Below are 14,271 nucleotides of genomic sequence, written 5' to 3' on the forward strand. Positions count from 1 at the left end.
TGCCGCAAGGCGCCTCTTTCCCCAGGGGCAACCGTTTGGAATCAAGGGCTTTTGAGCAACGACACGGCCCCCTTCCCCAGGAAACGCCGGGCTAACCCTGCAAAAAGCGCGTGTAATCCACCTCCTTGAACGGGGCGCGCTTGAATTTGCCCTTGAGGGCGAACGGCACGGTGCAATCGAAGATGGCCTTGCAGGCGATGCCGTTGTCGCGGATGGACGGGCTCATCTCCGGGGACTGGGACGGGTCCAGGGGGTGGCAACGCACGCCCGGGATGGGCACCACGTCCACGTCGGCCTGGAAGCGCGTGGTCATGGCCCACAGCACGTCGTTGGTGTCGAAGGGGTCCACGTCCTCGTCCACGAGGATGACGTGCTTGAGTTCCGAAAAGGCCGAGAAGGCGAGCAAGGCGGCCTGGCGCTGGCGCCCCTCGTCCGGGGGGGCGGACTTTTTGACCTGCAGCACGGCCACGTATTTGCCGCCGCCCGAGGGGTGGGCGTAGACGTTCTGGAGCAGCCCCGGCAAGGCCCGGCCGACCATGCCGATGATGCTGGCCTCGGTGGGGATGCCGGCCATGCTGACATGCTCCTCGCTTGGGCCGATGCAGGTCTGCATGATGGGATGGAAGCGGTGGGTGACGGCCTTGACCTTGATCACGGGCAGGGCCGGCTTGGCCGGTCCGTTGTAGCCGGGAAACTCGGGCATGGCCTTGCCGGTCTTGGAGAACTGGTCCTCGGCCACCCGGACCTCGGGCAACAGCTCGCCCTCGATGACGATTTCCGCGTTGGCGACGGCCTTGGCGTTGACGGTCAGGCAGCGGACCAGTTCCACGGGCTGCTCGCGCAGGGCCCCGGCGATGCCCAGTTCGTTGAAGCCCAGCGGCGTGGACGGCGCCTCGAAGCACGAGGCGATGTACACGGCCGGGTCGAGGCCGATGCTGATGGAGATGGGCTGGGGCTTGCCGGCCTTTTCCGCCTTCATGCGGAAGGCGTCGAGGTGGCGGCCCGGCACGAAGTACATGGAGATCTCGTCCGCGCCCTGGACGCACAGGCGGTGGATGGTCACGTCCTCGATGCCGGTTTCCGGGTCCGCGCCGTAGCACAGGCCCATGGTGATGTAGGGGCCGGCGTCCTCGGGCGTGTTGGTGGGGGCGGGGATGAGGGTGCGCAGATCGAAGCCCGGGTCCGTGGCGTAGTGGACCACCTCCTGGCAGGCGGCCTCCCCGCGCTCCACCATGACCGGGGCCACGGGATTGTTGAGGGCCTGGCACATGTGGGAACCGATCTTCTCCGGCGTGGTGCCGAGCAGCATGGCCACGCGCTGGCGGCTGGCCAGCATGCCGATGACCACGCGGGCGTCGTCGTAGCCTTTGATGTTGGTGAAAAGCATGGCCGGACCGGTCTTGGTGGGGCGCATGACCGTGCCGCCGGCGCCGATGTAGCGGTAGACACCGGACAGTTCGGCGATGGGGTCCACCGCGACGTTGGTGGTCAGCAGCTGCCCCTCGACGCCTTCAAGCAGGTTCAGGGCGGAACGCAGGTCGGTAACGGTTGCCTTGACGGAAGTATCGGACATCGTGATTCCTCCTGGAGAGTTATGTATGTCAACGGCCCGTATCGGCCGGATTTGTTTGAAAAGCGTTCCTACAGCAGGCCGATGATCTTCCACCAGGGCACGACCACGGCCAGTGGCAGGATGAAAACGATAGCCGTCAAGGGTATGCCGAAGCGGATGACGTCCTTGTCCGTGTACATTCCTTGCTTTTCCCCGAGGCCAACCAGGATGTTCATGTGGTGAAAGGGCAGGATGTAGTGGATGAAGATGGCGATGTAGACGAGCAGCGAGGGCACAAGAGGGGTCATGCCGGCCGATTCCCCGAACTGGATCAGCGTGGGGATGGCGATGCCCATGACGGCCATGACGCTGCCCAGGCACATGTGGATGGCCAGGGCGATGAGGGTGACGAACAGGGCGAACAGGAAGGCGTTGGACGGGGCGTTGGACGGCAACAGGACGCTGGCCACCCAGGCGTTCATGCCGGAAACGGCGCCGACCCGGCCGATGGCCAGGGCAGCGGTCAGAAAAAAGGCCGTTTCGATGGGGACTTCCCGCCAGGAACTGGGCTTGAGCACCCCGCCCACCTTGGGCAGGGCCAGGCCCATGGCCACGACCAGGGCGATCCAGCCGCAATGGATCTTGTGCAGGCTGTCCGTGGCCCACAGCACGATGGCCAGGCCGATCCAGAGGATGCAGCGCCACTCCGCGCCGGACAGGGGGCCGAGGTCGCGCAGGAGCTTGCGGATTTCCTCCTTGTTCACATGCACTTCGGCGGAGGGCTTGTAGAGCAGCAGTTGCAGGCCAAGCGTCAGGAGCGTGGCGGCGAGGCCGGGCAGGCCCATCATCCACAGCCAGCCGAGCCAACTGACGGCCTGGCCGGACATTTCCACGGCCACCGGGTTGACCGTGGCATCGCCCGTCAGCAGCACCATGGAGGTCGGCACGGAACCGGCGAACACGGCCAGGCCGATGTTGACGGCGTCCTTCAGGGGAATCTTGGCGCTTTTGACGATGATGGCCACAACGGACATGATCAGGAAGCTGCGCGGCCAGGGATGCGGGATGATGAAACTCAGCAGCAGCCCAAGGACATACATGCCGACGATGATGCTGCGGTAGGTGTTGACGTAGCGCAGGATGTAGGAATAGGCGATGCGCTTGCCAAGCCCCGATTCGTTGACGGCCGCCGCAATCAGGTAGGCGCCGATGATCATATAGATGATCGGCGTCGTCCACAGGCCGAACACGACATTGGCCGGAGCGACCCCCAGCAGGACATACAGGGTCAAAAGGATGACCGAAGTATACCCGGGATGCATGACTTTGGTCGCCCACCAAATGACAGCCAGCAAACTGACAGCCAGGCAGCGCTGCCCGGCCGGTGAAATGCCGCTGAAGGGCAATACGCCGACCAAGAGTGCTATGACGATGCCGCCCACGAAACCTATCATACTGATGTGCTTGGTCATGCCTCTCGTTCTCCTTCCTACTCAAGTATTTGAATAATCCATCATGCATCTCCTGTTTGTTGTCCATCGCATATTGCGCATCACCAATGTGCATGTTTTGCAAGTCCGGCCCTGGCGCAGCCCAGTGACGGCGCCCGGCCCCCCCCGGTGCCGGAGACGCCGCAGACGCCGCAGACGCCGGAGCCGTCTGCACCGATCGTGTCCCCGACCGGCAGCTCGCCCCCCCGGGTACCGGGGCCGCCTTCCCGCGGGCCGCACGCCCCTTGCCGGTGCGGCCGCCGGCAAGGGGCGTGGCGACGCGGCCGGGCCGTCATGTCGCCAGGCGGGCGGGAAGCTGCCGGGGGCTGCCCGGGGCCGGGGGTGGCGGCAGGCCGTCGACGGTTGCGGCCTGCATGCCGTCGACGAGGCTGCGCAGGCGCTGGGTCTGGCCGGCGAGCCCGGCGACGACCCCGGCCGAATACTGCTGGACCTCGGCCGATTCCGTGGCCAGGTGGTTGATGGCGGCGATGCTGCGGTTGATCTCCTCGGTGGTGCAGGACTGCTGTTCGGCCGCCGTGGCGATGGCCCGGACCTGATCCGTGGTCCGGTCGACCAGGCCGACGATGGCGGCCAGGGACTCGCCGGACTGGCCGGCCAGGGCGGTGGCCTCGTCGATGCGCCTGCCCGCCAGCTCGACGTTGTCGATATTTTGCCGGGTGCCGTGCTGGATGCTGCCGATGGCCTCGCCGACTTCCTTGGTGGCGGCCATGGTTTTTTCGGCCAGCTTGCGGACCTCGTCGGCCACCACGGCGAACCCCCGCCCCGCCTCGCCGGCCCGGGCGGCCTCGATGGCGGCATTGAGGGCCAGCAGGTTCGTCTGGTCGGCGATGTCGGAAATGACGGACATGATGCGGCCGATGCCTTCGGCCTGTCGCCCCAGTTCCTGCATGTCGCCCTTGAGGGAAACGGCGCCGGCCTGGATTTCGCCGATGCTGCGGATGACCCGGGTGACGATTTCCGAACCGTCGTTGGCCGTACGGCGCGCCGCGTCGGCGGTTTGGGCCGCATCGGCGGCGCTTTGGGCCACGGCCAGGACCGTGGCGTTCATCTCTTCCATGGCCGTGGCCGTGGCGGCAATGCGGCTGGACTGCTCCTGTGAGCCCTGGCTGGATTGGCTGAGCTGGGCCGAGAGGCTTTCGCTGGCCGTGTGGACGGCGGACACGATGCCCTCGAGTTGCGCGGCGGCCTGAAGCATGCCGGCCCGACGGGCCTGCTCGGCCTGCCGCCTGGCCGCCTCGGCCTCGGCCATGGCCTGCCTGGCCTTTTCGGTTTCCCCGGCGGCCAGGGCTTCCTTGGACTTGGCCTCGCCGATCATCCCCTTGAGATTGCCGACCATCCTGGCCATGGCCCGCTGCAGGCTGCCGATCTCGTCGCGGCGCTGTGCCCCGAAGGCGGTGTCCAGGTCGCCGGCGGCGATGCGCGTGGCCGCCGCCACCAGGGAGCCCACCGGCCGCAGCACGTTGATCGACAGGATGGCCCACACGCCCAGCACGAAAAGCACGACGATCCCCCCGGACAGGGCCAGGATGGTGAGCCCCAGCCGCCGGGCGTCGGCAAAGGCCTCGGCCGTGTTGACGACCATGCCCACGACCCAGCCGGTATGTTGCGACCGTTGGAACAGGACGATTCTTCGCTGGCCCTCGTTGACGGCCTCAAAGGTGCCGGCCGGCTGGGAGGCGATACGGCTGGCATTTTCGCTGTCCGCAAAGAGGTTGCGCTTGCCGACGAATTCCCGCCGGGGATGGGCCAGGAGGAGGCCGTCGGCCGCGGCGATGGCGGCATAACCCTTGGGCGTCGAAAGCGGGTCGACGAATTCCTTGGTAAAAAGCCCCAGGCGTATGCCCGCGGCCAGGACGCCGAGGGCCTTGCCGCCCGCGACGATGGGCACGGCCACCACGAAGACCGGTTCGCCCTTGTCGGCGCTCAACAGCGGCGAGGACAGAAAGGGGCGCCCCTGCATGGCCTTCAGGAAGTATTCCCGGCCGGAAAAATCCTTGCCCGTGAGCGCGTCGTTGGAACTGGTCACAATGACGCCCTTGGCGTCGATGATAAACAGGTTGTCGTAATTGGCATGCCGGGACACCACGTCGGCCAGCAGCGCCTTGGCGGCCGCCACGGCCTCCCGGCCGGCCTCGGCCGGCGACGCGGCCAGGACGATCGTGGGCGCGTGGCTGACGGACAGGACCTCGTTGCGGGTGTCCTCGATCCACATGTCCACGGTGGACAGCAGCGAGGCGAGATTGGTCCTGGCCATGGCCAGGGAGATTTCCTGGAGCGTTTCGGTGCTTTGCCGGTAGGTGAACCAGGTCGTGACCGACATGCCGACAACAATCAGGGCAATTGTCGGCAGGATGAACTTCGCCTTCAATTTCATGGCATACCTGCTTTGGCGCATTCGTGCGTACGTGGTGCATCCGGCTCGCCCTTCCCCTTTGGACCCAGCCAGCGCCACATCCCGCAGCGTTGTTGACGGAGCGGCCTGCCGCGCAACTCCCGGCACGCCTTTTCCACGGAAAGCCATGGCCGCCCTCGGCCAGGCCCCGGCCGGGAATCCCCGGCCCCAAGAACAAAGCGGCCCGCCCCGAGTCCGGGACAGGCCGCTTCCCCCGCTGTCGCGCGGCGTCGGGCGGCGACGCGCGATGGATGCGCGAGGCCGGTTCAATACTTGTAGGTAAATCCCAGGGCGAGCTTCCAGGTGCCGCCCTGCTCCTCGGCCTTGTGCACCAGGCGGTGGCCCCAGACGCTTTCCTGGAACTGGCCCTTGGCCCAGCCGGTCTCCATGCGGATTTTGAGGTTCTCGTAGAGGGCGTATTCGCTGTCCAGGTTGAGGCCGAACTCGTGCTCGTTGCTGGTCAGGTCGCGGCCCATGCAGAAGTAGGGGTTGCTGCCGGCGTAGAGGTCGCCGGAGCCCAGGTAATAATTGAGGGCGCGGATGGCCTTGGGCGAGTTGTTGCCGTGGATGTAGGCGAAGGTCAGGGTGTGGGAGAGCTTTTCCACGAAGGACATGTTTTTGAGCGACGCGGCCAGGCCGTAGGTGCCCACCGGGTCGACGCCCATGTTGGAATTGCGGGCCAGCACCTGGCCGCCGTCAAACAGGAACGAGCCGCCGCCCGGTCCCCAGGCCGGCCGGGAATGGGGCATGCGCTCGGAGCCGTTGGCCGTGGACGCGTCCTCGCCGGTCCCCCACCAGGCGAAGAACTGGGGCGTGAGCAGGTCCCAGCCGGTGAATTCCGTGCCGAAATCGATGAACCAACCGCCGCGCTTGCTTTTTTTGAGGTCGTTGAAGGCGCCGCCGCCGTACATCACGTCGGCGTAGAATTTGACCGGATCCAAGGCGCTGACCTCGAAGGAACCGCCGCCCCAGAAATAGGCGTTCTGGCTGTTCTTCCACTTGGTCGGGGCGATCAGCGTACCGGCGGACAGCAGGTCCTCGGCCACGGAGGCCTGGGCAAACGTGGACGCATAGGCCGTGTAGTAGCCGGCGTTCTTGCCGGCCACGGCCACGATGCCCCAGGGCGTGACCTTGAAGCCCGACGTGGTGACGGGCAGGGTCAGGAAGTACCAATCCAGCTCGTCGTCGACTTGGCTGGTGGTGGTGTCGTAGGTGCGGTTGGTGTCGATCATGCGGGCAAAACCGGCATTGAGCGACAGCAGGTCCGGGATCAGCGGCGCCCGTATGGTCAGCGCGGCGGCCGTGTCGTCAAAAAGCAGGCTGCCGGAGAAGATGGCGGCTTGCGGGAAGCTCAGGTCCTGCAGGCCGGCCGTGACCTCGACATTGCAGCCCGGCCACATGAATTGCAAAAAGGCCTGGTAGACGAGGATGCCCGTGGCGTCGGGGTTGGCCGCGGTGTAGGTGCCCGTGCCCCAGGTGTTGTCGATCTTAATTCCCAGCCGAAACTTCACGGCCTCGTTGGCCACGAAGTCGGTGCGCACGCGCAGGCGCTGCCAGACCTCGAAGGTGTCCTCGGTCTTGGTGCCGGCCTTGGTCCAGGTCGGCGTGTTGGACGTCCAGGCCGCGTCGTTCCAGCCGGTGAAATTGTGGCCGCTGAAAAATACGCCATAGACCCGCGCGTCGCCGACGAACTTCACTTCCGTGGCGGCCAGGGCCGGGCAGGCAACCAGCATTGCGAGCACAAAGGCAAACACGGCTTTCAAACGCATCATCCCCCCCTCCGTTACAGGTTGCGGAACTCCGATTTAGTATGGTTCACGCCGCATCCCTCAAGGATGTTCAATGACTTTTATTTCTGAAAACGTATTGACGGCAAAAGGCGTCAGGCCATTGCCCGTGCCTTTTTCACAGCTCGCCTCGGGCACGGCGTTACGGACGCAATCCAATAGCTGCCCCTCGCCGCAGCCAGTGAAAGAAGTTTATGCCCAGCCGCCTGCCGGTCTTCAACAGCATTTTATGCAACCTGACTATGCCGAAAACCAATTGCTGCCGGGATGCCTCGGTCCGCCGGGCCCGTGCTGGCCGGCCGGGGCGGCGCAAAACGCCTCTGCGGTCCGGATGGTCGGTATGCGGGGCGGATCCTGCCCGTTGCGGCGAACAGTGCCCACCGAGGCGGCAAAAACGCCCCAGGCGTCGCGGCACCCCAGGGGTACCGGGGCGCACGGCCCGCCCCACGGCGGCCGGCGTAGCGACAACGCCCCAGGCGTCGCGGCACCCCGGGGCTGCCGGGGCGCACGGCCCGTCCCAGGGCGGCCGGCGGTGCATCCGGCGCCGGCAAGCGGCCGGATTTCCACCACCGACCGGCACTTCCCTCCCTTTCCCTGCGGCCAGTGCCGCGCCCCCCAAAGGAATGCCTGCTTGCCCAGGCACGACAAATCGGACGTTGCACCCTGCGTGCGCGATCCATGGCATTTTCGACTTGCCAGGGCCTGGGTTGTGCTATATTTTGCTGTTTGACCAAATGGCAAACAAACATTGGCTGCCGGCCATGGGAGACGATATGAAAACACAAGGCAAAACAACAGGTTGCGACTGTACCCAGGCGGGGACCGCAACCGGGCGGCCGTCCCTGGGCGCGGGCCGCTACGCCATGGGGCTGGCCGCCCTGGCGGCCTGGTTTATTCTGTATGGCCGGCTGTCCCAGCTGTCGCGCCTTGTTACCTACGACCTGCTCGGCCTGGCACCCGGCTCGCGCCTGGCCGACGCCGTGGAATTTTTCTGCTACGACGCGCCCAAGGTGCTCATGCTGCTGACCCTGGTCGTTTTCGGCGTGGGCATCATCCGCTCGTTTTTCACGCCCGAGCGCACCCGGCGCATCCTGGCCGGCAAGCGCGAAAGCGTGGGCAATGTCCTGGCCGCCCTGCTCGGCATCGTCACGCCCTTTTGCTCCTGCTCGGCCGTGCCGCTTTTCATCGGCTTCGTCTCGGCCGGGGTGCCCTTGGGCGTGACCTTTTCCTTTCTCGTGTCCGCGCCCATGGTCAACGAGATCGCCGTGGCCCTGCTCTACGGGCTGCTGGGCTGGAAGGTGGCGGCCCTGTACATGGCCTTGGGCCTGGTCGTGGCCATCGTTTCCGGCTGGGTGCTCGGCCGGATGCGCCTGGAGCGGTACATCGAGGACTGGGTGCTGGCCATCCGGGCCGGCCAGGCCTCGGACACGCCCGAGGCCATGACCGTCAACGACCGCATCGACTACGCCGTGCACGCCGTGAAGGACATCCTCGGCCGCACCTGGAAATGGGTGCTGCTCGGCATCGCCGTGGGCGCCGGCATTCACGGCTACGTGCCCGAGGGGTTCATGGCCAGCATCATGGGTTCGGGCAGCTGGTGGTCCGTGCCCCTGGCCGTGGCCATCGGCATTCCCATGTATTCCAACGCCGCCGGCATCGTGCCCGTGGTCGAGGCGCTGTTGGCCAAGGGCGCGGCCCTGGGCACGGTGTTGGCCTTCATGATGTCGGTCATCGCCTTGTCGCTGCCGGAGATGGTGATCCTGCGCAAGGTCCTCAAGGTGCCTTTGTTGCTGGCTTTCGCCGGCATTGTCGGTTGCGGCATCCTGCTTGTGGGGTACGTGTTCAACCTTATCCTCTAAGGGGGTCTTCCATGCGGTTTCTGGCCCAACTCTTTCCGGAATTCGCCGGGCAGCTCGACGCCATGGATGCGCTGTATGCCGAAAAGCGCTTCATCGACGAAAAAACCTACCAGTTCATCTGCTTCGCCGTGTCCATCAAGGCCCGGTCCAAGCCGTGCGTGCTCAAGCATTTCAAGGGCGCCCTGGACGCCGGGGCGAGCCTGCAGGAACTGGCCTACATCCTGGCCCTGGTCATGCGCGAAGCGGCCGGGGCCGACGACTGCTGGACCCACGACGTGCTCGGGGACGTGGCCGACATCATCGCCGGCAAGGTCGACTGCGGCTGCGCCAAATAGGATAGGGGAGGGAGAACCGATGTTGCTCCAAGTCTGCGGCACGGGCTGCGCCAAGTGCAACGAACTGGAAAAGCTGGTCAAGGAAGTCGTGGCCGCCATGGGCGTCACGGCCACGGTGGAAAAGGTCACGGACCTGCAGGCCATCGCCAAGCTGGGCGTGTTCACCACCCCGGCCCTGGTGGTGGACGGCGTGGTCAAGGCGGCCGGCAGCGTGCCCGCCAAAAAGGACATCGCCGCCTGGATCGCCTGATCGCTTCGCACGCGGGGAGTCGCCGCGCCTGCCCCGCCGGCTGCCGCCGGCCTGGCCGGCAACTCCCCCCCAAAAAACCGAAACGGGGATCGGACACCCGTCCGATCCCCGCCCCAAAACGCACGGCCGACACTTTTTGCAGGCCCCGGGCCGCCGCGGCCACCGCGCGTCCGATCCCCGCCCCCAAACACGCGGCCCGCACGGCCGCCTCGACCGCGCCTAGATCTTGATCCACTCCCGGCGCAGGGCGTTGTCGAGCAACACCCCGACCAGGAAGGCCACGCCCATGTGCCACATGGCGAACCCGGCCACCACCACCATGACGTAGAATTCGGACTTCTTGGTGCCGATGTCGCGCACGGTCACGGCCAGTTCCGCCCCGGCCAGAAAAAGGATCACGCCCAGGATGGCCGGCGGGAACATCTTGAAGATCACGGCCACGGACTGGCTGAAAAAAAGCGCGATGACGATGACGATGCTGCCGAGGATGACCAGCGACCCGCCGGTGCGCGCCCCGAAGCGCACGTGGCCGGCCATGCCGCCGGCGCCGTGGCACATGGGCACGCCGCCGAAAAGCGGCGACACCAGGTTCATGATGCCTTGGCTTATCACATGGTGCGCTCGGTCACGGGCCGGTCCGGGAAAAGGTCGTTGTTCTCGGCGGCGATGGCCACCACGGCGTTGCCGAGCGTCAGCGGAATCTGCGGCAGGGTGAAAAGCAGCGTGCCGGTGACGATGTCGTCCCACTGGATCTGGTGCAGCCCGAACTGCGGCAGCCGAAAGCCGACGCTCACCTGGGCCAGTTCGTCAAGCAGGGCCGGGTTGCCGATGACGGCAGCCACCACGCCGATGAGCAGCAGCACGAACATGGCCGGGATCTTGGGGTTGGTCAGCAACACAAAGGTCGTGGCCAGGGCGATAGCGGCCAGGGTCGGCGATGCCACCATGCGGTGGATGCCCTCCACGATAAACGACATGCCAAGGCCGAGCATGATGCCGCGCACCACCGGCTTGGTGGCCAGCTTGGCCACCCAGGTGATGGTGCCGGTCAGCCCGATGACCAGCCAGAAAAGGCCCGTGGTCAACCCCGAGGCGAAAAGCGCCGCCGGCGTGATGCCGCCGGCCACGGCCGCCGCGCCGATGGCCTTCATGGGCTGGATGGGGATGGGCGTCTTGTAGAACAGGCCGGCGGCGATCTTGCAGATGCCGAACATGAAAAGCAGCCCCAGGGGATCGACCCCGAGGATGGTGATGTAGGCCACGACAAAGGGGATGAGCGTGCCGATGTCGCCGAAGGCGCCGGCCCATTCCATGGTGTCGTAGCGGTTTCGAGTCTTCCCCGGGCTGGTGGGGGTCGATACGGAGGACAGGGCCGTTGCTCCTTGCGCGCTTTCTTGCATGGGTCGCCTGCCTGGTTGGTCGTTGCCCGTCCCGCCGGGCCGGCGTGGGCCGGCGCGGGCGGATTCGTTCACACGGAATTTATAAAATCCGTGTGAGTCAGGCAAGTGAAAAAACCGCTCAAGCCCGGGTCTTGTTACGCAAGTCCTCGAGATACTGGAACTGTTCTTCAAGCTGCTGATCGAAGAAACGGCGCACGCAGCCCAAAAAGCCGGTGACGCACTGCATGCGCAACGAATAATAAATATTGGTCCCCCGGCGGTCGTCGTGGACGATGCCGGCCTCCTTGAGGACGCTTAAGTGCTTGGAAATCGTCGAGATGTCCGAACCGACCAGCTCGCGCAACTCGCAGACGCATTTTTCGCCGGCCCCCAGGGCCTCGACCATGAGCAGCCGACTGGGATGGCCCAGGGCCTTGAACAGTTTGGCCCGCCGGGCGAGCTCGGTGGCATTGGCGTGCATGGGACTCCCTTGGCGTTCCCGGCGCCGGCCCGCCACGGCCGCAACGCCGCCGGCCGCCTTCGGGAAGCGTTTGTGGAAAACGAAGGCAGTGTGGCTTATGCGCCAGCGCTTTTCAAGCCCGTGGCGTCGAAAAGCAGGATCGGCCGTTGCGAGCCCGCTTCCCCGGTGACGGCCAGGGCGCGCAGGCCGACAAGCCGTGTGCCCGCCGCCACCAGCGGCGGCAGCCGGCGCAGGTCGCCGGCCGGCAGGCTGGCGAATTCCACCGGCCCGGCCACCGTGACCGCTTCCCGCGAGGCCCGAAGCGTCAAGCGCGAGCGCTCCCCGGACGGCGCCGGCCCCAGGGGCAGGCCCAGCAGCGCTTCCACGGGCCGGCACTCCCCCTCCCCGGCCAGCCGGTCCAGCGCCGCCACCTGGCGCGCCTCGAAGCCCACCCGCCAGCCGGCGGCCCAGAAAAGCACCACGTCGAGGCACGGCGCGGCGCTTCCCTCGGGCTGGGCCGGGGACGTCATCCGAGTTCCTCGACACAGGCGGCGAAGAGCTTGTCCAGGTCGAGCACGATGACCAGGCGCTCGCCGAAGCGCAAGGCGCCCGTTGCCGCCTGGAGCACGGCCGGCGGCAGCGTCGCGGCCGGCGGCTCGATGGCCGCGCGCGGCACATCGGCCACGTCGAGGACCTCGTCCACCCGGATGCCGCTTTTCATGCCCGCGCCCCGGCCAAGCAGGATGGGCGCCCCTGGCCCGGCCCCGTCGTCGGCCAGGCCTAGGAGCCGATGGGGGCGCAGGACGGATTCGATGTCCCCGCGCACGTTGATGACGCCTTCCAGGGACGGCGGGCAGCCGGGCAGGAAAAAGACGTCGGCCCGGGCCAGGATCTCGCCGACACTGGCGCCGTAGAAGGCAAAGGCGTCCGCGCCCAGGGTGAAGATGACGAGTTTGACCAGTTCCTCGGCCTGGGGGCCGTCTTCGTCGGGGCGCTCGGCCTGGGCGACCAGCGCCTGGTCCAGGGTCATGTCGCTCATGGCGCCTCCCCGGGCGGCGTTGGGGCCGCATCGACCACGACACAGTCGCGCCCGCCGTGCTTGGCCGCGTACAGCGCCCGGTCCGCGGCCTCGCGCAGGCGCTCCAGGGTCGCCTCGGGCGGATGGCCGGCGATGCCGGCACTGAAGGTGCAATGAAACGACCCCGTGGCCGAATGGAACAGCAGCCGGGCGAAATCCCGGCGCAGGTCGTCGATAAGCACCGCCGCCGTCGCCACCGGCGTGTCCTGCAAAATGACGGCGAATTCCTCGCCGCCGTAGCGGCCGATGACGTCCGTGACCCGCAGCCGCTGCCGCAGCGCCCGCGACAGGGCCAACAAGACCTGGTCGCCGACCAGGTGGCCGTGGGTGTCGTTGACGCGCTTGAAGCGGTCCAGATCGATCATGGCGAAGCAAAGCGGCGAGGCGGCCCGGCTGGCGGCGGCCAGGGCCCGTTCGAGCAGATGGGTGGTGGTGGTGTGGTTATACAGGCCGGTCAGGCTGTCCCGGGACATGTGGGCGCGCAGGATGCGCATGCGCTCGGCCAGGATCGACACCTTGGCCACCAGTTCCCCGGGGACCACGGGCTTGGTGACAAACCCCTCGGCCCCCACGCGCATGGCCGAAAACTGCTTTTGGCGGTCCGGTTCGCTGGAGAGGTAGACGATGGGCAGGCCCACGTGGTTGGGCACCTGGCGGATGACCTTGGCCAGGTCGTGGCCGTTGCAGTCCGGCATGTAGATGTCCATGAGCACCATGTCCGGCAGGAATTCCTCGAGTACGTCGAGCACGCGTTGGGGCCGGTCCACCTGGCGGGTGACCATGCCGGCTTCCTGCAGGATGATGGCGTGGTAATCGGCCACCTCGGGCTCGTCGTCCACGATCAGGACACGGTAGGGGGCGGGTTGTTGCTGGTGGGTCAGGTTGTCCAGGGCGGCCACGAGCTCGCTGATGTGGGTCGGCTTGAGGAAATAGGCGTCGCCGCCGGCGCGCACCGCCTCCATCCGGGCGGAAAAGTCGTCGCGGGCCGAGAGGAAGACGGCCGGGATGGGATCGCCGGCCATGGCCCGGCGCAGCGCAGCCAGCAAGGTGATGCCGGCATCGGGGTTGGTGGGGAAATGGATGTCCAGGACCAGGACGTCGGGCCGGCGGCTCAGGGCGGCGGCGTAGAGCGACTCGGGCGTCAGGAAGGTCTTGGCCTCGTAGCCGAAACAGGCGAGCTGGCTGGCGAGCTTTTCCAGGGTCAGGGCGTCATCGTCGCAGATGTAGACCAGGCGGCCCCGGTGCCCGGGGGCTCCCGGCCGGCTGTCGGTCAGCAGGGTGAAGCCGTCCCGGTCGCGGCACCCCTCCGCCTCCTCCAGGGAACACACCGGCACGGCCGCCTGGTCCATGGCGTCCAGGAAATCGTCCAGCCGTTCCCGCCAGTCCTCGGGCGGCTCGCCGACGTTTTCCAGAAACGTGGCCACCAGGCGTTCGCCCTGGGCCACGGCCTCGGCCAATTCCCGAAAGCCGAACGACGCCCCCGTGCCCTTGAGGTTGTGCAGGTGACGGTGCAGGTCCACGGCCGCTTCCCGGTCGGAGGGGTCGCTTTTGAGTTGTTCGAGCAATGCCCTTGCCGCAACCAGCCGGCTCGGCAGGCGCTCCAGGAAGGCCCGACGAAGGCGGGCGATCTTTTCGCGAGGCGAATGCGTCCTTGTCTCGCTCATGGGG

13 protein-coding genes are annotated in these 14,271 nt (G+C 66.8%); 3 read left to right on the forward strand and 10 right to left on the reverse strand.

Translation table 11 applies throughout. From position 1 onward, the window contains the following. Positions 1–91: 91 nt before the first annotated feature. The 4 genes from ACP59X_RS14370 to ACP59X_RS14385 form a co-directional block, all read right to left on the reverse strand. On the reverse strand, positions 92–1,573 hold the full coding sequence (locus ACP59X_RS14370) for a UbiD family decarboxylase (RefSeq protein WP_428559522.1): 1,482 nt from the start codon (positions 1,571–1,573) through the stop codon (positions 92–94). A gap of 68 nt (positions 1,574–1,641) precedes the next feature. Further along, positions 1,642–3,024 (reverse strand): SLC13 family permease, encoded by a 1,383-nt coding sequence (locus ACP59X_RS14375; RefSeq protein WP_428559524.1) that lies wholly within the window; start codon positions 3,022–3,024, stop codon positions 1,642–1,644. A gap of 310 nt (positions 3,025–3,334) precedes the next feature. Continuing rightward, positions 3,335–5,437, reverse strand: a complete 2,103-nt coding sequence (locus ACP59X_RS14380) for a methyl-accepting chemotaxis protein (protein WP_428559526.1) — start codon at positions 5,435–5,437, stop codon at positions 3,335–3,337. A 284-nt stretch (positions 5,438–5,721) separates the two neighbouring features. After that, positions 5,722–7,224, reverse strand: a complete 1,503-nt coding sequence (locus tag ACP59X_RS14385; protein ID WP_428569910.1) for an outer membrane homotrimeric porin — start codon at positions 7,222–7,224, stop codon at positions 5,722–5,724. Between the two features lie 791 nt (positions 7,225–8,015). Between ACP59X_RS14385 and ACP59X_RS14390 the strand changes: the two genes are divergently transcribed. Genes ACP59X_RS14390 through ACP59X_RS14400 form a run of 3 tightly spaced genes read left to right on the forward strand, consistent with a single transcriptional unit; the run spans position 8,016 to position 9,686 of the window. Continuing rightward, positions 8,016–9,101, forward strand: coding sequence for a permease (locus ACP59X_RS14390; protein WP_428559528.1), 1,086 nt, complete (start codon positions 8,016–8,018; stop codon positions 9,099–9,101). An 11-nt stretch (positions 9,102–9,112) separates the two neighbouring features. Beyond that, the gene (locus ACP59X_RS14395) at positions 9,113–9,436 is read left to right on the forward strand and encodes a carboxymuconolactone decarboxylase family protein (protein WP_428559530.1); all 324 of its coding nucleotides are present in this window, start codon (positions 9,113–9,115) and stop codon (positions 9,434–9,436) included. 19 nt (positions 9,437–9,455) lie between these two features. Further along, positions 9,456–9,686, forward strand: coding sequence for a thioredoxin family protein (locus ACP59X_RS14400; RefSeq protein WP_428559532.1), 231 nt, complete (start codon positions 9,456–9,458; stop codon positions 9,684–9,686). 219 nt (positions 9,687–9,905) lie between these two features. Here ACP59X_RS14400 and ACP59X_RS14405 read toward each other — a convergent pair whose 3' ends face one another. From ACP59X_RS14405 to ACP59X_RS14430, 6 genes are all read right to left on the reverse strand, one after another. Next, positions 9,906–10,298 (reverse strand): putative sulfate/molybdate transporter, encoded by a 393-nt coding sequence (locus ACP59X_RS14405; protein WP_428559534.1) that lies wholly within the window; start codon positions 10,296–10,298, stop codon positions 9,906–9,908. Further along, entirely contained in the window at positions 10,295–11,086 is a 792-nt protein-coding gene (locus tag ACP59X_RS14410; RefSeq protein WP_428559537.1) for a putative sulfate/molybdate transporter, read from the reverse strand. The genes ACP59X_RS14405 and ACP59X_RS14410 overlap by 4 nt, the downstream gene beginning before the upstream one ends. A 118-nt stretch (positions 11,087–11,204) precedes the next feature. Beyond that, complete coding sequence (locus ACP59X_RS14415) at positions 11,205–11,546, reverse strand: ArsR/SmtB family transcription factor (RefSeq protein ID WP_428559539.1); 342 nt, start codon at positions 11,544–11,546, stop codon at positions 11,205–11,207. A gap of 95 nt (positions 11,547–11,641) precedes the next feature. Further along, a complete protein-coding gene (locus ACP59X_RS14420; RefSeq protein ID WP_428559541.1) occupies positions 11,642–12,055 on the reverse strand; it encodes a hypothetical protein in 414 nt (137 codons plus the stop codon). Then, on the reverse strand, positions 12,052–12,564 hold the full coding sequence (locus ACP59X_RS14425) for a chemotaxis protein CheW (protein WP_428559543.1): 513 nt from the start codon (positions 12,562–12,564) through the stop codon (positions 12,052–12,054). Before ACP59X_RS14425 ends, ACP59X_RS14420 begins: the two co-directional genes overlap by 4 nt. After that, the gene (locus ACP59X_RS14430) at positions 12,561–14,267 is read right to left on the reverse strand and encodes a diguanylate cyclase (RefSeq protein WP_428559546.1); all 1,707 of its coding nucleotides are present in this window, start codon (positions 14,265–14,267) and stop codon (positions 12,561–12,563) included. Before ACP59X_RS14430 ends, ACP59X_RS14425 begins: the two co-directional genes overlap by 4 nt. Positions 14,268–14,271: the final 4 nt, after the last annotated feature.

Origin of the sequence: Solidesulfovibrio sp. DCME, assembly GCF_049995385.1 — a bacterium.
GTDB lineage: Bacteria > Desulfobacterota > Desulfovibrionia > Desulfovibrionales > Desulfovibrionaceae > Solidesulfovibrio.